Raw genomic sequence first — 19282 nt, forward strand, 5'->3', positions numbered from 1 at the left:
GCGCGGCTCACATCCCGCGGGCGCGCGGCGGCTGGGACAATGGCGGCTGAGGGCGCCCTCACCGGGGCGCCGCAACCAGGTCGCAGGAGGCAGCGAGGGTGAACGGCTCGTTCAAGGTCCGCGGGGGCAAGCTCGTCTCGGTCGAGGTCGAGGCCTCGGACGGGGTGATCACCTCCGCCCACGTGTTCGGCGACTTCTTCCTCGAGCCCGACGAGGCCCTCGAGGACATCGACGCCGCGATCGTCGGCCTGCCCGTGAAGGCGAGCGCCGCGACGATCACCGAGGCGATCTCCGCGCGCCTCGCCGCCCGGCACGGCGACGTCCAGATGATCGGCTTCGACGCGGACGCCGTCGCGATCGCCGTGCGCCGGGCCCTCGGCAACGCGACCAGCTGGGACGACCACGAGTTCGACGTCATCGGCCCGGTCACCATGGCGCCGATCATGCACGTGGCGCTCGACGAGGTCATCCCCCACGAGGTCGCCGCCGGTCGGCGCAGACCGCTGCTGCGGATCTGGGACTGGGACTCCCCGCTCGTGGTGATCGGCTCCTACCAGAGCGTGAAGAACGAGATCGACCCCGCGGGCGCCGCCAAGCACGGCATCGGCGTGGTGCGCCGCATCACCGGCGGCGGCGCCATGTTCATGGAGGCCGGCAACTGCCTCACCTACTCCCTCGTGGTGCCGTCCTCCCTGGTGGAGGGCCTCAGCTTCGAGCAGTCCTACGCCTACCTCGACGACTGGGTGATGGGCGCGCTCGCGGAGATCGGCGTGCGCGCGCGGTACGTGCCGCTGAACGACATCGCCTCGGACAAGGGAAAGATCGGCGGGGCCGCCCAGCGCCGCTTCGCCGACGGCGTCGTGCTCCACCATGTCACCATGAGCTACGACATCGACGCCGACAAGATGGGCGAGGTGCTGCGCGTGGGCCGCGAGAAGCTCTCCGACAAGGGCACCCGCAGCGCGAACAAGCGCGTGGACCCGATGCGCTCGCAGACCGGCATGACCCGCGAGGCCATCATCGACAGCTTCCTGGAATACTTCCGCGGCAAGTACACGACCCACGAGTCGGCGTACACCGAGGCCGAGCTCGCCGCGGCGCGGGACCTCGTGGACACCAAGTTCGGCACCGAGGAGTGGACCCAGCGCGTGCCGTGAGCGGCCCGCCCGACGGCCCGCCGCCCGGAGCCCGGCACGCTGCGTGCGCCCCTGATCACGTCGCAGGATTGCGCTCTCAGGCACGATGCCTGGAACAATGGGCGCCATGACCGACACCGCCCCGCGCCCGAACGCCGCGTCCGCTCTCCCCGACAAGCCCAGCCTCGAGGGCCTCGAGGACAAGTGGGACCGCGTATGGGACGCCGCGCAGGTCTATGCCTTCGACGCCGACACCACCCGTGACCAGGTGTTCAGCGTCGACACCCCGCCGCCCACGGCCTCGGGCTCCCTGCACATCGGCCACGTGTTCGGCTACTCCCAGGCCGACATGATCGTGCGCTACCAGCGCATGCGCGGCAAGAACGTGTTCTACCCGCTGGGCTGGGACGACAACGGCCTGCCCACCGAGCGCCGCGTGCAGAACTACTTCGGCGTGCGCTGCGACCCCTCGCTGCCCTACGAGGAGGACTTCACCCCGCCGCAGGAGGGCGGGGACAACAAGTCCGCGAAGGCCGCGAACCAGAAGCCGATCTCGCGCCGGAACTTCATCGAGCTCTGCGAGCGGCTCACGAAGATCGACGAGGCCTCCTTCGAGGAGGTCTTCCGCACGCTCGGCCTCTCCGTCGACTGGAACCACAGCTACCAGACGATCGACGCGCGCTCCCGCGCGACCAGCCAGCGCGCCTTCCTCGAGAACCTGGCCACGGGCCAGGCCTACCAGTCCGAGGCCCCCACGATGTGGGACGTCACCTACCGCACCGCGGTCGCCCAGGCCGAGCAGGAGGACCGCGAGCGCGACGGCGCCTACCACCGCATCGGCTTCACGAAGGCCGATGGGAGCGGCGAGAAGGTCTTCATCGAGACCACGCGCCCCGAGCTGCTGCCCGCGTGCGTGGCCCTGGTCGCCCACCCGGACGACGAGCGCTACCAGGAGCTGTTCGGCACCACGGTCGCCTCCCCGCTGTTCGGCGTCGAGGTGCCGGTGCTGGCCCACCCCCTCGCCCAGGCCGACAAGGGCGCGGGCATCGCCATGATCTGCACCTTCGGCGACGCGAACGACGTCACCTGGTGGCGCGAGCTCGAGCTGCCCACCCGCAGCGTCATCGGCCGCGACGGCCGCTTCCTGCCCGAGGCCCCGTGGATCACCTCCGCCGAGGGCCGCGAGCGCTACGCCGAGCTCGCCGGGCTCACCGTGTTCAGCGCGCAGAAGCGCCTCGTCGAGATGGTCACCGAGACCGGTGACCTCGTGGGCGAGCCGAAGAGGATCACGCATCCGGTGAAGTTCTACGAGAACGGCGACAAGGCCCTCGAGTACGTCACCAGCCGCCAGTGGTACCTCACCAACGGCGGCCGCGACACCAGCGAGGGCGGGCTGCGCGACGCTCTGATCGCCCGCGGCGCCGAGATCACCTGGCACCCCGCATACATGGAGTCCCGCTACCGCAACTGGGTCGAGGGCCTCGCCGGGGACTGGCTGGTCTCCCGCCAGCGCTTCTACGGCGTCCCGATCCCCGTCTGGTACGCCCTGGACGCCGCCGGGGAGGTCGACTACGACACCGTGCTCACCCCCGAGCTCGAGCGCCTGCCGATCGATCCGACGACCGACGCGCCCGTCGGCTACGAGGAGTCCCAGCGCGACCGGCCGGGCGGCTTCACCGCCGACCCTGACATCCTCGACACCTGGGCGACGAGCTCCCTGACCCCGCAGCTCGCGGGCGGCTGGGACGCCGATCCGGAGCTGTTCGCGAAGGTCTACCCGATGGACCTGCGCCCCCAGGGCCACGACATCATCCGCACCTGGCTGTTCTCCACGATCGTGCGCTCGCACCTGCAGCAGGATTCCCTGCCCTGGTACAACACGTCGATCAACGGCTGGATCCTGGATCCGGACCGCAAGAAGATGAGCAAGTCCAAGGGGAACGTCGTCACCCCGATCGGCCTGCTGCACGACCACGGCTCGGACGGCGTGCGCTACTGGGCGGGCCGCGCCCGTCAGGGCGTGGACACCGCCTTCGACGAGGGCCAGATGAAGATCGGCCGACGCCTCGCGATCAAGATCCTCAACGCCTCGAAGTTCGCGCTCGGCTTCGGGACCGCCCCGGCCGACCCGTCGGGCCGCCTGGCCGCGGACCCGTCGGCCGTGACGCACCCGCTGGACCGGGCGATGCTGGCGACCCTCGCCGAGGTCGTGGACTCCGCGACCGCCGCCTTCGAGGAGATGGACTACGCGCGCGCCCTCGAGGTCGTCGAGCCCTTCTTCTGGACGTTCTGCGACGACTTCATCGAGCTCATCAAGGATCGCGCCCACGGCGCCTCCGCGAGCGGCGAGGAGGGCGCGGCCTCGGCGCGCGCCGCCCTCGCGATCGCCCTCGAGGTGCTGCTGCGCCTGTTCGCCCCGGTGATCGTGTTCGCGACCGAGGAGGTCTGGTCGTGGTGGCGCGAGGGCAGCGTGCACACGCAGCCCTGGCCGACGTCCGACGCACTGCGCGAGGCCGCGGCCGGCCAGGACGCCGCGCTGCTGGGCACCGTCGAGCAGGCCGCGATCGTGCTGCGGCGCATCAAGTCCGATGCGAAGGTCTCGCAGAAGACCCCGATCCTGCAGGTCACCGTCACCGCCCCCGAGTCCGCGATCGCGCACCTCGAGGCGGCGCGCGGGGACCTCACGGCCCTGGGCCGGATCGAGGCGCTGACGATCACCGGCGGCGAGGTCGAGGGCATCGCCACGAGCGACGTCGAGCTCGGAGAGCCGCCGGTCAAGAAGCCCCGGAACCAGGGCTGACGCGGAGCGCTCCCGCGCTCAGCGCACCACCTCACGGCTGGATCCGTCGACACGGCGGGTCCAGCCGCGTGCGTCGAGGTGCTCGAGCAGCGGGATCGCGACGCGGCGCGTGGTCCCCAGCGCCCGACGGGCCGCGCTCGCGGTGAAGGGCTGCTCGAGCCGGGCGAGCTCGCGCATCGCCAGGGCCGGGGCCGTCGGCAGGAGCACCACGCCGTCCGGGAGGCGCAGCAGGCGTCCCTGCTTCTCGGCCGCAGCGAGCTCGCGGACGCCGAGGTGCAGGGCGGCGAGGTCGTCGGCCTCCGGAGCCAGGAACGGATGCGCGCGCAGGCGCTCCTCGAGCGCCGCGACCTGCGTTTCCGCCGCGCCGAGACCGACAGCGTGCGCGGGGTCGATGATGCGGCCGCCCTGCGCGGCGAGCCCGGCGGCCGGGAGCACCAGGGAGAGCAGCGAGCCGTCGGGCATGGGCGGGGCGGACCTCTCCGGGACCGTCCCGTCCCGTGCCAGCAGGTCGAGCGCCGCGCCGCGCGTGATCCCGGCGGAGAGCGCGTCGCGCTCGTGCTCGGCGCGGGCGGCCTCGCGCAGCGCGCCGGCCCAGGCGGTGATCGCCTGCTCGGCCACGAGCCACTCCCCTGCGCGGAGGATGCCGCCCGGCAGCGGATCGGGCACCGCGATCCCCCGGCGCGCGAGGCGGTCCGCGCGGATCGCGCCGCGGCGGGCGGTCTCGTGGGCGGCGTCCCCGTGCGGGTCCATGGTCCCGAGCTCGGTGCTGCGGCGCTTCCCGGCGCCTCGCCGGGTGAGCGCGGGCGGGTCGACGTCGAGGATCTGCACGCCGCCGAGGACCGCGTGCTCGCCGCTGCCGCGCAGCAGCATCCGGTCGCCCACGCGCAGCGGCAGCGGCCGTTCGAGGGCGAGGCGGGCGTGCTGCGCGCCGAGGTCGCGCACGCGCGCGGGGACGGCGGCGGTGCCGGCGTGGACCATGACCTCGCGGGGGACCTCGTCGAGCGCCTCGCCGGTCGTCCGGCGCACGTCCACGTGGTCCACGGCCTCGAAGGCGCCGGGGGTGACGAGGGCGTCTCCGCGGCCGATCCCCTCGAGGTCCGCGCCCCGCAGGTTCACGGCGGCCCGGCAGACCGGGCCGAGCTCGCGCGCCGATTCCTCACGGCTCTGCAGGCCGCGGACGAGGACCTGGGCGCCGCCGTCACGGGCCGCGTCCCCCTGGGTGCCGAGCAGAGAGAGGCGGTCGCCCTGGTGCAGCGTCCCGGTCGCGAGGGTGCCGGTGACCACGGTGCCGGCGCCCGAGATGCTGAAGGCGCGGTCGATCCACAGCCGCACCGGTGCGTCCGCCGGCGGCTCGGGGGCGTGCTCGAGGACGTCGTCGAGAACGGTCCGCAGCTCGTCGATGCCCTGACCGGTGCGGGCGGAGACGGTGACGGCCGGGGCTCCGGCGAGTCCGGTGCCGGCGAGCTCCGTGCGGGCCCGGGCGAGGGCGGCGCGGCCGCCGTCCTCGGCGAGATCCGCGCGGGTGATGACGAGGACGCCGGTCTCGATGCCGAGGGCGGCGAGCGCGTCGCGGTGGTCGTCGGACTGCGCCTGCCAGCCCTCGTCGGCCGCGACGACGAAGCAGACGACCGGGGCGGGGCCGAGCCCGGCGAGCATGTTGCCCAGGAACCGCTCGTGGCCGGGGACGTCGACGAAGGAGACCTCGCGGCCGCTGGGCAGGCGGGTCCAGGCGAAGCCGAGGTCGATGGTCAGGCCCCGGCGCCTCTCCTCCTCCCAGCGGTCGGTCTCGATGCCGGTCAGCGCGCGCACCAGGGTGGACTTGCCGTGGTCGACGTGCCCGGCGGTCGCGACGACGCGCTCGATCATGGGTGCTCCGAGGCGGCGTTCGCGGCCCGCGCGGCCTGCGCGGCCTGCGCTGCCTGCACCGCGCTGGTCAGGTCCTCGTCGCGATCTGCGGGGACGCAGCGCAGGTCCAGCAGGCAGGCGCCGTCGCGAAGGGTCGTGACGACGGCCGGCTCGCCGCGGCGCAGGGGCTCGGTGAGGTCCTCGGGGAGGGCGATCGCGACGCCGGGCAGCGGCACCTCGGCGCCGCCTCCGCCGCCCACGCGGCCGTCGTGGTCGACGACGCGGCCGCCGACCTGCGCGGACACGGCCTCGGTGCGTGCGCGCAGCTGCTCGGGATCGATGTGGAGGGCCGACGGGACGGGCGGCTCGGGGCCCCGCAGCGTGGCCTCGAGCGCGGCGAGGGCGAGCTTGTCGGCACGCATCGCGCGGGCCATGGGATGGCGGGCGAGGCGGGCGATGACGTCGGCCCGTCCCAGCAGGATCCCGGCCTGGGGCCCGCCGAGCAGCTTGTCGCCCGAGGCGATGACGACGTCGGCCCCGTCGCGCAGCGCCGTGGAGAGCGCGGGCTCCTCGGGCAGGGCGGGGTCCGGGTCGACGAGCCCGCTGCCGAGGTCGACGACGAGCGGCAGGCGGGCGTCATGGCAGAGCCCGGCGAGCTCGGCGACGGGGACGGCGGAGGTGAAGCCGCTGATGCGGTAGTTGCTCGCATGGATGCGCAGCACGCAGCCCGTCTCGGCGCCGAGCGCGCCGGCGTAGTCCTCGGCGTGGGTGCGGTTGGTGGTGCCGACCTCGCGGATCCGGGTGCCGGTCGAGGCGATGAGCTCGGGCAGGCGGAAGCCGGCGCCGATCTCGATCATCTCCCCGCGCGAGAGGACCACCTCGCCGCTCCCCGCGAGCGCCGTGGTCGCGAGCAGGAGCGCGGCGGCGCCGTTGTTGACGACCAGCGCGTCCTCGGCCGCGGGGCACGCGGCGAGGAGGGCGGCCCGGGCGGCGGCCCCGCGGCGGGACCGGCGGCCGGACGCGAGGTCGAACTCGACGTCCGTGTACCCGGCGGCATCCTGCAGGGCGGCCCTCGCGGCATCGGACAGGGGCGCGCGCCCGAGGTTGGTGTGGACGATGACGCCGGTCGCGTTGAGCACGGGGCGCAGGGAGTGGGCGCCGGCGCCGCCGAGACCGGCGAGCAGCTCGGCCTCGACCTGCTCGGGGGCGATCCGGCCACTGCGGGCGCGGTCCTGGACGGCGCGGATCAGCTCGCGCACCACGCGCTCCCCCATCTGCGCGCTCGCCCGCTCGACCTCCGGCAGCGCCAGCAGGCGGTCGGTGCGGGGGATGCGGCGGCGGGGATCGGACTCGGTCACGCGCGCAGCTCCTCCTGGGTGGGATGTGGCGGAGGCGGACGGGAATCGAACCCGCCAGACCGAGATGCTCGGTCTCACCAGTTTTGAAGACTGGGGCGCCCACCAGGACACGTACGCCTCCACGGTCGATCCTATCGCCGGCCTGGGCGTCCGCGGCCCGGACCCCTCGGCCCCGGCCCGGCCCCGCCGCACCCGCACTGCCTAGACTCGCTCCCATGAGCTCCGACGACGCCCAGGTCCCCTCCGGATCCATCCCCTCCGCCCTCCCCTCGATCTCGGTGCGGCTGACGAACATGGCCCACGGCGGCGGCTGCGCGAGCAAGATCCCGCCGGGCGAGCTCGAGGAGGCGGTCTCGGCGCTGGCCGGCCAGAGCGCGGGCGACGTGATCGTGGGGCTCGACGACGGCGACGACGCCGCCGCCGTGCGGGTGCGCGAGGACCTCGCCGTGCTCTCGACCGCGGACTTCTTCACCCCCGTGGTCGACGACGCCTTCGACTGGGGCCGCATCGCCGCCGCGAACGCGCTCTCTGACATCTACGCGATGGGCGGCGACCCCGTGGTCGCGATCAACCTCGTGGGCTGGCCGCGCGAGACGCTCCCCTACGAGCTGCTGCGCGAGGTGCTGCGGGGCGGCCTCGAGGTCGCGGCGTCTGCCGGTGTCCCGGTGATCGGCGGGCACAGCGTGGACGATCCGGAGCCCAAGTACGGGATGGCCGTCACCGGCACCGCGCATCCGGATCGGCTGCTGCGCAACGACGCGGCCCGGGCCGGTCTGCCGCTCACCCTCACCAAGCCGCTCGGCGTGGGCCTGCTGAACAACCGCCACAAGGCGACGGCCGAGGTGTTCCCCGCGGCGATCGAGACGATGACGACGCTGAACCGCGATGCCTCGCAGGCTGCGCTCGCGGCGGGCGTGCGCGCGGCGACCGACGTCACCGGGTTCGGCCTGCTCGGGCACCTGTTCAAGATGATGCGCGCCTCGGGCGTCGCTGCGGAGATCGACCGCGGCGCCGTGCCGCTCGTCGACGGCGCGGCGGAGGCGCTGCGCGACGGCTTCGTCTCCGGCGGCACCCGGAGGAACCTGGACTGGGTGCGCGACCACGTGCAGGCCGGCCCCGGCATCACCGAGGACGATCTGCTGCTGCTCGCCGACGCCCAGACCTCCGGCGGCCTGCTCGTGGTCGGCGAGGTGCCCGGCTACCCGATCATCGGACGGACCGTGCCGGCCACGACTGGCGCCTCGGCCATCAGCGTGAGGTGAGACGCGCGGTGCGCGGCGGGGGCACCCCGGCGAATGCGGCATCCCCGCCGCCCGTCATCACTTCCCCCGTCGACGCCTCCGGCCGATCCCGCGCGCGAGCAGGGACGTCAGGATCGCGGAGAGAGCGAGCGCCGTCACCCACGTGATCGGGTGCCCGGAGAACAGCCCCTCGCCCCTGGCGACGGAGAAGATCACCCACAGCACCACCGCGTCGGTGAGGAAGAGCCCCAGCATCGGGATCCACGTCTCTGCCTTCATCGCACCCTCCTCGGTTCGCGGCCTCGAGCCCTCCGTGTCGGCCCGGTCACCACCCGGTGGTGATCGAGTCGTCCGTGATGCCGGCGGCCCGGCGCTTCTCGAGGCGGTCCTTCTGCGGGATCATCACGCGCCGCGGGTCCTTCACCGACTCGTGGCCGGCGTGCAGGACGCCGAAGCGGGTGAGGGCGGAGGCTCCCGCGAGGGCCAGGCCGCTCGCGACGGCCACGGTCCGGCTGCGGCGTGCCAGCAGCGTGCCGATGCCGCCGGCGACCGCGAGGCGCTCGGCCCAGGTGAGGAGCTTCCCGGGCGTGCCCTCCTCGAGGGGCTCGGACTCCAGCGGGTGCATCCTCGACTTCGTGAAGTGCATGCCGACGATGTCGCCGACGACGCCCGCCGCGGCGAGCAGGCGCGCCGGGCCGGCGTTCTTCCGCGAGGTGAGCGCCATCGCCATGCCGCCTGCGGCGAGGCTCGCCGAGGAGACGAACACGAAGGGCAGGCCGTGGCGTGCCGCGTTCCAGGTCGGCACGGCGGTGTCGCCCAGCAGCACGGCGGTGTACGCGGCGAGCGGCGCGCCCATGACGCCCTGGAGGACGGCCGACGGCCCCTCCGCCAGACGCAGCAGCGGACGCAGCGGCCCGAAGGGCAGGCGCTCGCCCGTCAGGCGGTCCACCTCGTTGGCCGCGGTCATCGCGGCACCGCTCGCGTACGAGCTGAGGATCCAGGTGCCCAGGCTCATCGGGGAGCTGACCTTGAACACGCGCATCATGTGCAGGAAGCGCTCGGGCCGGCCCAGGTCGATGACGAGCGCGGGCGTGCCGACGCCCACGGCGGCGATCGCGACCAGGCGGGCGCTGCGGCGCAGCTCGGTGTTCCCGGTGAGCGCGGCGCCGGCCTGGAGCAGCCCGGAGGCGCCGGCGAGACCGCCCACGAACAGGTAGATCCCGATGGGGGTCTCCCACGGCGGAGCCTTCACGACGGGACGGCCGTAGTAGGACTCGAACTCGACGTCCTCGACCATCGCCATCTCGCGCGAGCCGTCGCCGCCGCCGCTCTCGGTCAGGTCTCGACGGCGCTTCCCCCTGCCGCCGGGGCCGGCGCCCCGGCCGCCGCGCCGACGACGCGGGGGCTCGGGCGGGCGGTACTCGTCGTACTCGGAATGGGTCACCGACGTCCTCCCAGGAACGCGAGAGCGGTCGCGACCAGCATGCCGCCCATGGCGACGGCCGCGGTGCGGTACATGTGCGGCAGGTCGGCCGTGGGCACCTGCGGGTCCGGCGGCAGGCCGTAGACCTCGGGCTCGTCCAGCAGCAGGAACACCGATCCGGTGCCGCCCACGCCGTCCTCCGGGTTCGCGCCGTACAGGCGCGCCTCGGTCATGCCCTGCGCGTGCAGCTGGGCGACGCGCTCATGCGCCTGCTCGACCATGTCGGAGCGGTCCCCGAACTTGATGGACGTGGTGGGGCAGGTCTTCGCGCACGCGGGCTCCTCGCCCTCGACCAGCCGGTCGTAGCACAGTGTGCACTTGTTCGCGGTGCCCTTGTTCGGCACCTCCTGCTGCACGCGGCCGCGATCCTCCTTCGGGGAGACCGTGCCGTCGTCGCGGCGCTCGATGACCCCGAAGGGGCAGCCGCCGACGCAGGTGCCGCAGCCGTTGCAGATGTCGGACTGCACCACCACGGTGCCGAACTCGGTGCGGAACAGGGCCCCGGTGGGGCACACGTCCAGGCAGCCGGCGTGGGTGCAGTGCTTGCACACGTCCGAGGACATCAGCCACCGGAACTCCGGAGTGTCCGGGGGCGTGGTGTCCACCCCGGTGAGGTCCTCCCCTGCGCGCCCGCCGGGCGCGGCGGCGCCGCTGCGGGGACCGATCGTGGGCATGCCCAGGGAGACGAGCTTGCGGCCCGACTCGCGGGCCTCCTCGATGCGATCCTTCTTCTGCTCGACGAAGGCCACGTGGCGCCAGGTGTTCGCCCCCAGCGAGCCGGTGTTGTCGTAGGAGGAGCCGAGGATCTTCAGGTCGCCGTCCTGCGGGTTGCGGTTCCACTCCTTGCACGCGACCTCGCAGGCCTTGCAGCCGATGCAGATCGAGGTGTCGGTGAAGAACCCCTTGCGCGCGTGGTCGTGTCCCCATCCGGAGTCGGCGGCGGGGTTCTCCTCGGGTCCGGACAGCAGTCCCATCAGTCCTCCTCCGTTCCGGTGGTGCGGTGGTCCTCGTCGGCGCGCTCGTGGGGCGGCAGATCGAAGGTCTCCTCGATCGACTCCCCGCTCTGCAGGTCGATGTCCTGCCTCTCGGTGCCCTCGGGGAAGTCGGGCGCCGTGAGCAGCTGGTCCCCGGTGTCGAGCTGGAGACCGGCGCGGCGCTGGAGCTCCTCGACCAGCTCCTGGCGCGCCGTCCCTCGGGGCCGACGGCCGGGCCGGATCGCGCAGGCCGTGACCTTCGAGTTCTGGATCTGCGTGTTCGCGTCCAGGTTCATCGCGATGAGGTCGTTGACGCTGTCGCCCTCGACGACCGCGTGCGTCCCCTGCGCCCAGTGGTAGGGCAGGCCGATCTGGTGCACCGTGCGTCCGGAGATCGTCAGCGGCTTCATCCTCTCGGTGACCAGGGCGATCGCCTCGATCGCGGCGCGCGGCGAGATGATCGTCGCCCATCCGTACGGCTCGATGCCCACCTCCGCGGCGAGCTCCGGGGAGATCTCGCAGAACAGCTGCGGCTGGAGCTCGGCGAGATAGGGCAGCCAGCGGCTCATGCCGCCCGCCGTGTGGTGCTCGGTGACGCGGTAGGTCGAGAAGTAGTACGGGTACACGTCCTCGCGGGCGTCCCCCGTCATCCCCGGGGCGTTGAGGTTGTCCCGGTCCTGGATGAACTCGCGCGTCGGGTTCGCCTGCTGCGGGTACAGCGGGTTCGGGATCGAGGAGTCCACGGGCTCGTAGTGGGTCGGGAGCGGACCGTCGACCAGTCCCGTCGGCGCGAACAGCCAGCCGCGCCCGTCGGACTGCATGACGAACGCGTCGTTTCCGGCCAGGCCCTTCGCCCCGCCCGCCTCGACGTCACCCGGATCGTGCGGGGCCTTGTCGGCGGGGAAGTCCGGGACGTCGGAGCCGGCCCACGTCTCCGCCTTCTCGTCCCACCACAGGAGCTTCTTGCGCTCGCTCCAGGGCTTGCCGTCGGGGTCGGCCGAGGCGCGGTTGTAGAGGATGCGCCGGTTCATCGGCCAGGCCCATCCCCACTCGTGGGCGAACTCGTCCTGCTCGTAGCCGGGCTTCTTGCGGGCGGCCTGGTTGATGCCGTCGGCGTACACACCGGCGTAGATCCAGCAGCCGCCGGAGGTCGAGCCGTCGTCGGCCATCTCCGTGTAGCCGCTCAGCGGCTGCCCTGCCTTCGGGCCGGTCTCGTGGCAGCCGTTGATCTCGGCGATCACGGACTCCGGATCGACCTCGCCCTCCTCGTCCACGGGGTAGTCCCACGTGAGGTCGAGAAGCGGCCGGTCACGGGGATCGGTCGACCCCCGGAGCTTCTCGCGGATGCGCCGGCCGAGCTCGTAGAGGAAGTCGAGCTCGCTCTGCGCGTCGCCCGGCGGATCCACGGCCTTCTCGCGCCACTGCACGAGACGCTGGGTCTGGGTGAAGGAGCCGGCCTTCTCGGTGTGGTTCGCCGCCGGCAGGAAGAACATCTCGGTGCCGATGTCCTCCGTACGCAGCTCGCCGGAATCGATCTCCGGCCCCTCCTTCCACCAGGTGGCGGACTCGATCATGTAGAAGTCGCGCACCACCATCCACTTCAGGTGGGACATGCCCAGGCGCTGCATGCGGCCGTTCGCCGATCCCACCGCCGGGTTCTGCCCCAGCAGGAAGTACCCGTCCACGCCGTCGTCGAGCATCCGCATCAGCGTCTGGTAGGTCCCTGCCGGGCCGTCGAGCCGCGGCAGGTAGTCGAAGGCGAAGTCGTTCTCCGCGGTGGCGTGCTCGCCCCACCACGCCTTGAGCAGGTTCACGGCGTACGTGCGCGACTCGGCCCAGAAGCCCTTCTGCTCCTTGCGGCCGATGGAGTCCGCGTAGGTCTGGAAATCGTCGTGCGACCCCGCCTTCGGCATGGGCAGGTAGCCCGGCAGCAGGTTGAACAGCGTCGGGATGTCCGTCGACCCCTGGATGGTGGCGTGGCCGCGCAGCGCCATGATGCCGCTGCCCGGTCGGCCCACGTTCCCCATCAGCAGCTGCAGCATCGCCGCGGTGCGGATGAACTGGGCGCCTCCCACGTGCTGGGTCCAGCCCACCGCGTAGGCGAAGCAGGTGGTGCGCTCGCGACCGGAGTTCTCCACGAGCGCGCGGGCGAGGTAGTCGAAGTCCGCGCGGGAGATGCCGCACGCCTCGGTCACCATCTCCGGGGTGTACCGGGAGTAGTGGCGCTTGAGGATCTGGAGGACCGTGCGCGGATCCTGCAGGGTCTCGTCGCGCGCGGGGATGCCGTGCTCGAGCGGCGGACCGCCCGATCCGAACGCCTCGCCGGCGCCGGCGCGGCCGGCGGTCCAGTGGGAGCCCTCCTGGCCCTCGAAGGCGCTCGCGTCGGCGACCTTCCCGTCCTTCCCCGGGGCGGAGTACGCCCAGGACGCGGGGTCGTAGGTCCCGGTCTCCGGGTCGTAGCCGGAGAACAGGCCCTCGAGGTCCTCGGTGTCCAGGAACTCCTCGGAGATGATCGTGGAGGCGTTGGTGTACGCCAGCACGTAGTCCTTGAAGTACAGGTCGTTGCTCAGCACATGGTTGATGAGCGCTCCCAGCAGCACGACGTCACTGCCGGCGCGCGTGGGGATGTGCTTGTGCGCGTTGGCCGAGGTGCGCGTGAAGCGCGGATCCACATGGATGATCGTGGCTCCGCGGGACTTCGCCTCCATCACCCACTGGAAGCCCACGGGATGGGCCTCGGCCATGTTCGAGCCCTGGATGATGATGCAATCCGCGTTGGCCATGTCCTGGAGGGACTGGGTGGCGCCTCCGCGTCCGAACGAGGCTCCCAGACTGGGAACCGTGGCGGAGTGTCATATGCGCGCCTGGTTCTCCATCTGGATCGCGCCCGCGGCCGTGAACAGCTTCTTGGCGAGGTAGTTCTCCTCGTTGTCGATGGTCGCCCCGCCGAGGCTCGCGATGCCCATCGTGCGGCGCAGGGCGTGGCCCTTGTCGTCGACGTCCTCCCAGTGGTTGCGGCGCGCCTCGAGGAAGCGGTCGGCGATCATGTCGATCGCGGTGTCGCGGTCGAGGTCCTCCCACTCGGTCCCGTAGGGCCGGCGGTAGCGCACCTTCGTGATGCGGCGCGGCGAGTTCACGAGCTGCTCGCTCGCCGACCCCTTCGGGCACAGGCGACCGCGCGAGATCGGCGAGGCGGGGTCGCCCTCGATCTGCGTGACCTTGCCGTCCTTCGAGTAGACGAGCTGGCCGCAGCCGACGGCGCAGTACGGGCACACGCTGTGCGCGACGTGGTCGGCCTCGGCCGTGCGGGGCGTGATGCTGCGGGTGCGCTTCGAGGTCACGGAGGTTCCGCGGCCGAGCACGTCGCCGTCTCGCAGCTGGCGCACGACCGGCCACTCGAGGAAGCTGAAGCGGGGCATGCCCCGATGCTACTCCGGCGAAACGCCTCTTCGCGGCCGCAATGGCCGAGATTCTGACGACCTGTCAGACCGGGCGGCCGGGACCCGTGGCCGACGGCGGGGTCACGGGCGGACCGGCCGACGGATCAGGAGGCGTCCTCGCCCCGGATCTGCTCGTGGTGGCGGATCACCTCGGTGACGATGAACTTCAGGAAGGACTCCGCGAACACGGGGTCCAGACCGGATTCCTGCGCGAGCGCGCGCAGACGGGCGACCTGCTGCTCCTCGCGACGGGGATCGGCGGGCGGCAGGCCGTGCTCGGCCTTCAGCCGGCCCACGCGCTGGGTGTGGCGGAAGCGCTCGGCGAGCAGGTTCACGAGCGCAGCATCGATGTTGTCGATGCTCGAGCGCTCCTCGGCGAGCAGGGCGCGGGCGCGCTCGACGGCCTCGGGCGAGCCCGCCGCGTCGGCCGCTGCCCCTGCGTCGGCGGCACCGCTGTCCTCGGCCCTGAGCTCGCTCGCACGCACGTCGGGCGGGGTGGTGTCCTCGTGGCCCGTCATGGTCGCGTCTCCCTCGTGCGCCGCTCAGGCGCTCTGCTCGTGGCGGTCCTCGGACTCGCGCTCGACCTCGGCGGTGGTGACCATGAGCGGGGCGCGGCCGTCCGTCACCACGCCCTCGGTGATGACCACTCGGGCGATGTCGCGCCGCGAGGGCACCTCGAACATGACCGCCTGCAGGGTCTCCTCGAGGATCGCGCGCAGCCCGCGCGCGCCGGTGCCGCGGTCGATCGCGCGCTCGGCGATGGCCTCGAGGGCGCTGCGCTCGAAGTCGAGCTCGACGCCGTCGAGCTCGAACATCTTCTGGTACTGCTTGACCAGGGCGTTCTTGGGCTCGGTGAGGATCTGGATGAGGGCCTCGCGATCCAGGTTCGCCACGCTCGTGAGCACGGGCAGGCGACCGATGAACTCGGGGATCAGCCCGAACTTCAGCAGGTCCTCGGGCAGCAGCTTGGAGTAGATCTCCGACTGCTCCATGGGCGCGTGCAGCTCCGCGCCGAAGCCGATGCCGCGCTTGCCGATGCGCGAGCCGATGATGTCCTCCATCCCGGCGAAGGCACCGGCCACGATGAACAGCACGTTCGTCGTGTCGATCTGGATGAACTCCTGGTGGGGGTGCTTGCGCCCGCCCTGCGGCGGCACCGCGGCGACCGTCCCCTCGAGGATCTTCAGCAGCGCCTGCTGCACGCCCTCGCCGGAGACGTCCCGCGTGATCGACGGGTTCTCAGCCTTGCGGCCGATCTTGTCGACCTCGTCGATGTAGATGATGCCGCGCTCGGCCTTGGCGACGTCGTAGTCGGCGGCCTGGAGCAGCTTGAGCAGGATGTTCTCGACGTCCTCGCCCACGTAGCCGGCCTCGGTGAGCGCCGTGGCGTCAGCCATCGCGAAGGGCACGTCGAGCAGGCGCGCGAGGGTCTGGGCGAGGTAGGTCTTGCCGCAGCCGGTGGGGCCGACGATCAGCACGTTGGACTTGGCGACCTCGACCTCCTCCTCAGCGCTCTCCGCGTCGTCCTCGGCGGCGGGGGCCGCACCGGAGGCGCCCGCGCGAGCCGGACCCTTCGATCCCTTGGCCGGGGTCGCGTCCTTCGCCGTGCCGGCGACGGCCGGCCCCTGGGTCGACTCCGCAGCGGCCTCCTGGGCGCGCACGCGCTTGTAGTGGTTGTAGACGGCGACCGAGAGGGCCTTCTTGGCGGGGTCCTGGCCGACGACGTACTGCTGCAGGAAGTCGAAGATCTCCCGCGGGCTGGGCAGGGGTGCGGGCTCCTCGGCGGCGGGCTTGGCGGCCTGGACCTCCTCGGCGATGATCTCGTTGCACAGCTCGATGCACTCCTCGCAGATGTACACCTGCGGGCCCGAGATCAGGCGCTCCACCTGCTTCTGCGACTTGCCGCAGAAGGAGCACTTGAACACGTCGGCTCCGTCGCTCATGCGCGCCATGTCCGTCCTCTTCCCTTTCCGGTCGGGCCGTGTGCGGCTCGTGCCGCTGCGGCCGCTGCCGCCCGCGGACGGCGTCCGCGTGCATCAACGGTAGCCCAGCGCGCTCCCGCGTCGTGGGAGACGCGCGGCCCCGGGGTCACGAACTCCGGGGCCGCGCGCCGTGCGTTATGCACCAGGTGGGGCTGGTGCTGCTGGGGTGCTTCTCGGTCGCGCCGGCTCAGCGGGAGAGCTGGCCGGGGGCGTCCTTCCGCGAGGCGAGGACCTGGTCGACCAGGCCGTACTCGAGGGCGCCCTGGGCGGTGAGGATCTTGTCGCGCTCGATGTCGCGGTTGACGTCCTCGGCCGCGCGGCCCGTGTGGTGGGCGAGCGTGGTCTCGAGCCACTCGCGCATGCGCAGGATCTCGTTGGCCTGGATCTCGATGTCCGAGGCCTGGCCGCCGCCCTGTCCGCCCATCGCGGGCTGGTGGATGAGGATGCGGGCGTTGGGCAGCGCGAGGCGCTTGCCGGGCGCGCCCGCCGCCAGCAGCACGGCCGCCGCGGAGGCCGCCTGCCCGAGGCACACCGTGGTGATGTCGGGCTTGATGTACTGCATGGTGTCGTAGATCGCGGTGAGCGCGGTGAACGAGCCGCCGGGGCTGTTGATGTACAGGGTGATGTCGCGGTCGGGGTCCTGGGACTCGAGCACGAGCAGCTGCGCCATGACGTCGTCGGCCGAGGCGTCGTCGACCTGGACGCCCAGGAAGATGATGCGGTCCTCGAACAGCTTGGTGTAGGGGTCCTGGCGCTTGAAGCCGTACGCCGTGCGCTCCTCGTACTGGGGCAGGACGTAGCGGGAGGACGGCATCGGCCCGGCCTGCGCGATGGGCATGCCGGCGCCTGCCTGGGGGGCGAAGCGGGGATCGAAGGTCACGTGGTGCTCCTTGGGTGGTTCGTGAAGACGGTTCGGGTGCGACGGATGCGGGCCGACGGGCGGCTCAGTCGTCGGTCCCGCCCCCGCCGCTGACGTCGTCCGCACGGGTGACGATCCCGTCGATGAAGCCGTACTCGAGGGCCTCGGGAGCGGTGAACCAGTGGTCGCGGTCGCCGTCGGCGATGATCTGCTCGACGCTCTTGCCGGTCTGCTCGGCGGTCAGCTCCGCCATCTGCTTCTTCATGGACAGGATCAGATCCGCCTGGATCTTGATCTCGCTCGCGGTGCCGCCGAGGCCACCCAGCGGCTGGTGCATGAGCACGCGGGTGTTCGGGGTCGCGTAGCGCTTGCCGGGCGTGCCGGAGGACAGCAGGAACTGGCCCATCGAGGCCGCCATGCCCATGGCGATGGTGACGACGTCGGGCTGGATGTACTGCATGGTGTCGTAGATGGCCATGCCGGCGGTGATGGAGCCGCCGGGGCTGTTGATGTAGAGGTAGATGTCCTTCTCGGGATCCTCCGCCGCGAGCAGCAGGAGCTTGGCGCAGATGGCGTTGGAGTTGTCGTCGCGCACGTCCTCCCCGAGCCAGACGATGCGCTCGCGCAGCAGGCGCTGATAGACGTTGTCGTCCAGTCCCATGGGGGTGTCGCCCGAGGCGTTGCGGGGCTGCGAGGTCATGGATTACTCCTTAGAGGGGCCGACTTCTCGATGGGGTCGACTCTATGTCGAGCGCCCGCTCCCCCGGCATGCTGTTCGCCGCAGGCGCACACCCGTGCCCCGGCCCGACGGGGCCCGTCGGCGGACCGGGACGGCCCCGCGGGCTCGCCGGCGCAGGGCACGATCGGCCGGCCGACGAGGGCCCGGCCGCCCCTCCCACGAAGGTGCTGACGAGTCGGCCGACGAAGGAGCCGCCCGCGGAGCGGGTCACGCCCTCCGCCGCCCGGCGGTAAAGGAGGCTCCCTGCCTGGCCCGGAAGGAGCCGCGCTTTCCCAAGGAGTGGCAAAGGAGCCGGTCGGGGTGCACCAAACCGCTGGCCCCGACTATTCCGCGCGCCTAGTCTCAAAGTGCCGGACGAAGCAGAGGCCTTCCCCGCCCGCAGCGCCGAGCACCCCGCACCGTTCATCCAGTACCGGATGAGGACCCTGCACGCCGCCATCCGACCCCCTGGATGAGACCCGGAAGGACCCCGCCTCACATGGCCCAGAAGAACACGCACCGCGCGGCCGGCCGCGCCGTCACCCCGATCAGCGCCTCCTCGGCCGCGGTCCGCACCGCGAGCGGCGCCGCCGTCCTCGGCACGGTCCTCGTCGGCTCGGCCTTCACCATGCAGGGCGCGACCGCGCAGACCGCCCCCGCCGCCCCGGCGCAGAACACCGCGAGCGCGAGCACCGCCAAGGCGACCGTGACCACCGCGGCCTCCGCCAAGAGCTCCTCGCTCAGCGCCGGCGCGACGCTGTTCTCGGGCGTCCGCGGCGAGCGGGTCTCCGCCCTCCAGGCCTCCCTCAACGACCACGGCGCCCACCTCGCCGTGGACGGCGTGTTCGGCACCAAGACCAACGCCGCCGTGCGCGACTTCCAGTCGACCAACGGCCTGCGCGTCGACGGCCGCGTCGGCCCCGAGACCCGCGGCGCCCTGAACGGCGGCTCCTCCTCGAGCGTCTCCAGCTCCTCGTCGAGCACCTCCGGCTCCTCGATCGTCGCGGCCGCGCGCTCGCAGATCGGCGTCCACTACAACTGGGGCTCCTCGAACCCGTCCCGCGGCCTCGACTGCTCGGGCCTGACCACCTACGCCTACTCGCAGGCCGGCAAGTCCCTGCCGCGCACCTCGAGCGGCCAGGCGGCCGGCGGCACCCGCATCTCCCAGTCGCAGGCCCAGCCCGGCGACATCGTCCACTGGCCCGGTCACGTCGGCATCTACGCCGGCAACAACAAGGTCATCGACGCCTCCGGCTCCCGCCAGCAGGTCATCGAGCGCACCATCTGGGGCAGCCCGACCTTCATCTCCTACCGCTGATCGAGCGGGCCCTCCGCGGCCCGAGGATCACCACGGCAGCCCGGAACGGGGCGGCACCGCACTGGTGCCGCCCCGTTCTGCGTGTGCGCGCTCGTGGTGGGCGGGCGAGTGGGTGGGGGGGGCAGGAG

General features: G+C 72.4%; 14 protein-coding genes and 1 tRNA gene. 4 read left to right on the plus strand and 11 right to left on the minus strand.

What is annotated here, in order from left to right; all coding sequences use genetic code 11:
• Window positions 1-98 precede the first annotated feature (98 nt).
• Together MHY49_RS13095 and valS are read left to right on the plus strand one after the other, a co-directional pair.
• The gene (locus MHY49_RS13095; protein ID WP_239204760.1) at window positions 99-1157 is read left to right on the plus strand and encodes a lipoate--protein ligase family protein; all 1059 of its coding nucleotides are present in this window, start codon (window positions 99-101) and stop codon (window positions 1155-1157) included.
• Window positions 1158-1263: 106 nt separating this feature from the next.
• Window positions 1264-3936: a valine--tRNA ligase gene (valS, locus tag MHY49_RS13100; RefSeq protein ID WP_239204762.1), complete on the plus strand. Its 2673-nt coding sequence runs from the start codon at window positions 1264-1266 to the stop codon at window positions 3934-3936.
• Window positions 3937-3954: 18 nt separating this feature from the next.
• Here valS and MHY49_RS13105 read toward each other — a convergent pair whose 3' ends face one another.
• From MHY49_RS13105 to MHY49_RS13115, 3 genes are all read right to left on the minus strand, one after another.
• A complete protein-coding gene (locus MHY49_RS13105; RefSeq protein WP_239204764.1) occupies window positions 3955-5802 on the minus strand; it encodes a SelB C-terminal domain-containing protein in 1848 nt (615 codons plus the stop codon).
• Window positions 5799-7139: an L-seryl-tRNA(Sec) selenium transferase gene (gene selA, locus MHY49_RS13110; protein ID WP_239204766.1), complete on the minus strand. Its 1341-nt coding sequence runs from the start codon at window positions 7137-7139 to the stop codon at window positions 5799-5801. The genes MHY49_RS13105 and selA overlap by 4 nt, the downstream gene beginning before the upstream one ends.
• Before the next feature lie 26 nt (window positions 7140-7165).
• A tRNA-Sec gene (locus tag MHY49_RS13115) sits at window positions 7166-7260 on the minus strand.
• 94 nt (window positions 7261-7354) lie between these two features.
• On the opposite strand from MHY49_RS13115, the gene selD reads away from it, so the two are divergent.
• Window positions 7355-8401, plus strand: a complete 1047-nt coding sequence (gene selD / locus MHY49_RS13120) for a selenide, water dikinase SelD (RefSeq protein ID WP_255719936.1) — start codon at window positions 7355-7357, stop codon at window positions 8399-8401.
• A gap of 57 nt (window positions 8402-8458) precedes the next feature.
• Here selD and MHY49_RS13125 read toward each other — a convergent pair whose 3' ends face one another.
• The 8 genes from MHY49_RS13125 to MHY49_RS13160 form a co-directional block, all read right to left on the minus strand.
• Window positions 8459-8659 (minus strand): hypothetical protein, encoded by a 201-nt coding sequence (locus tag MHY49_RS13125; protein WP_239204768.1) that lies wholly within the window; start codon window positions 8657-8659, stop codon window positions 8459-8461.
• 46 nt (window positions 8660-8705) lie between these two features.
• Window positions 8706-9824, minus strand: coding sequence for an NrfD/PsrC family molybdoenzyme membrane anchor subunit (gene nrfD, locus MHY49_RS13130; protein ID WP_239204770.1), 1119 nt, complete (start codon window positions 9822-9824; stop codon window positions 8706-8708).
• Window positions 9821-10837, minus strand: coding sequence for a 4Fe-4S dicluster domain-containing protein (locus tag MHY49_RS13135; RefSeq protein ID WP_239204772.1), 1017 nt, complete (start codon window positions 10835-10837; stop codon window positions 9821-9823). Before MHY49_RS13135 ends, nrfD begins: the two co-directional genes overlap by 4 nt.
• Window positions 10837-14256 carry a formate dehydrogenase gene (fdh, locus tag MHY49_RS13140; RefSeq protein WP_239204774.1) on the minus strand — a complete coding sequence of 1140 codons (3420 nt, stop codon included), beginning with the start codon at window positions 14254-14256 and terminating at the stop codon, window positions 10837-10839. The genes MHY49_RS13135 and fdh overlap by 1 nt, the downstream gene beginning before the upstream one ends.
• 125 nt (window positions 14257-14381) lie before the next feature.
• Window positions 14382-14795 (minus strand): chorismate mutase, encoded by a 414-nt coding sequence (locus MHY49_RS19125; RefSeq protein ID WP_255719937.1) that lies wholly within the window; start codon window positions 14793-14795, stop codon window positions 14382-14384.
• Between the two features lie 24 nt (window positions 14796-14819).
• Window positions 14820-16229 (minus strand): ATP-dependent Clp protease ATP-binding subunit ClpX, encoded by a 1410-nt coding sequence (gene clpX / locus MHY49_RS13150; protein ID WP_239204776.1) that lies wholly within the window; start codon window positions 16227-16229, stop codon window positions 14820-14822.
• A gap of 217 nt (window positions 16230-16446) precedes the next feature.
• Window positions 16447-17097, minus strand: coding sequence for an ATP-dependent Clp protease proteolytic subunit (locus MHY49_RS13155; RefSeq protein WP_200503280.1), 651 nt, complete (start codon window positions 17095-17097; stop codon window positions 16447-16449).
• Between the two features lie 106 nt (window positions 17098-17203).
• Entirely contained in the window at window positions 17204-17818 is a 615-nt protein-coding gene (locus MHY49_RS13160; protein WP_200503181.1) for an ATP-dependent Clp protease proteolytic subunit, read from the minus strand.
• A 517-nt stretch (window positions 17819-18335) separates the two neighbouring features.
• Here MHY49_RS13160 and MHY49_RS13165 point away from each other — a divergent pair.
• The gene (locus MHY49_RS13165; RefSeq protein WP_239204778.1) at window positions 18336-19154 is read left to right on the plus strand and encodes an NlpC/P60 family protein; all 819 of its coding nucleotides are present in this window, start codon (window positions 18336-18338) and stop codon (window positions 19152-19154) included.
• Window positions 19155-19282: the final 128 nt, after the last annotated feature.

Origin of the sequence: Brachybacterium sp. ACRRE (assembly GCF_022346485.1) — a bacterium.
Classification (GTDB): Bacteria; Actinomycetota; Actinomycetes; order Actinomycetales; family Dermabacteraceae; genus Brachybacterium; species Brachybacterium halotolerans.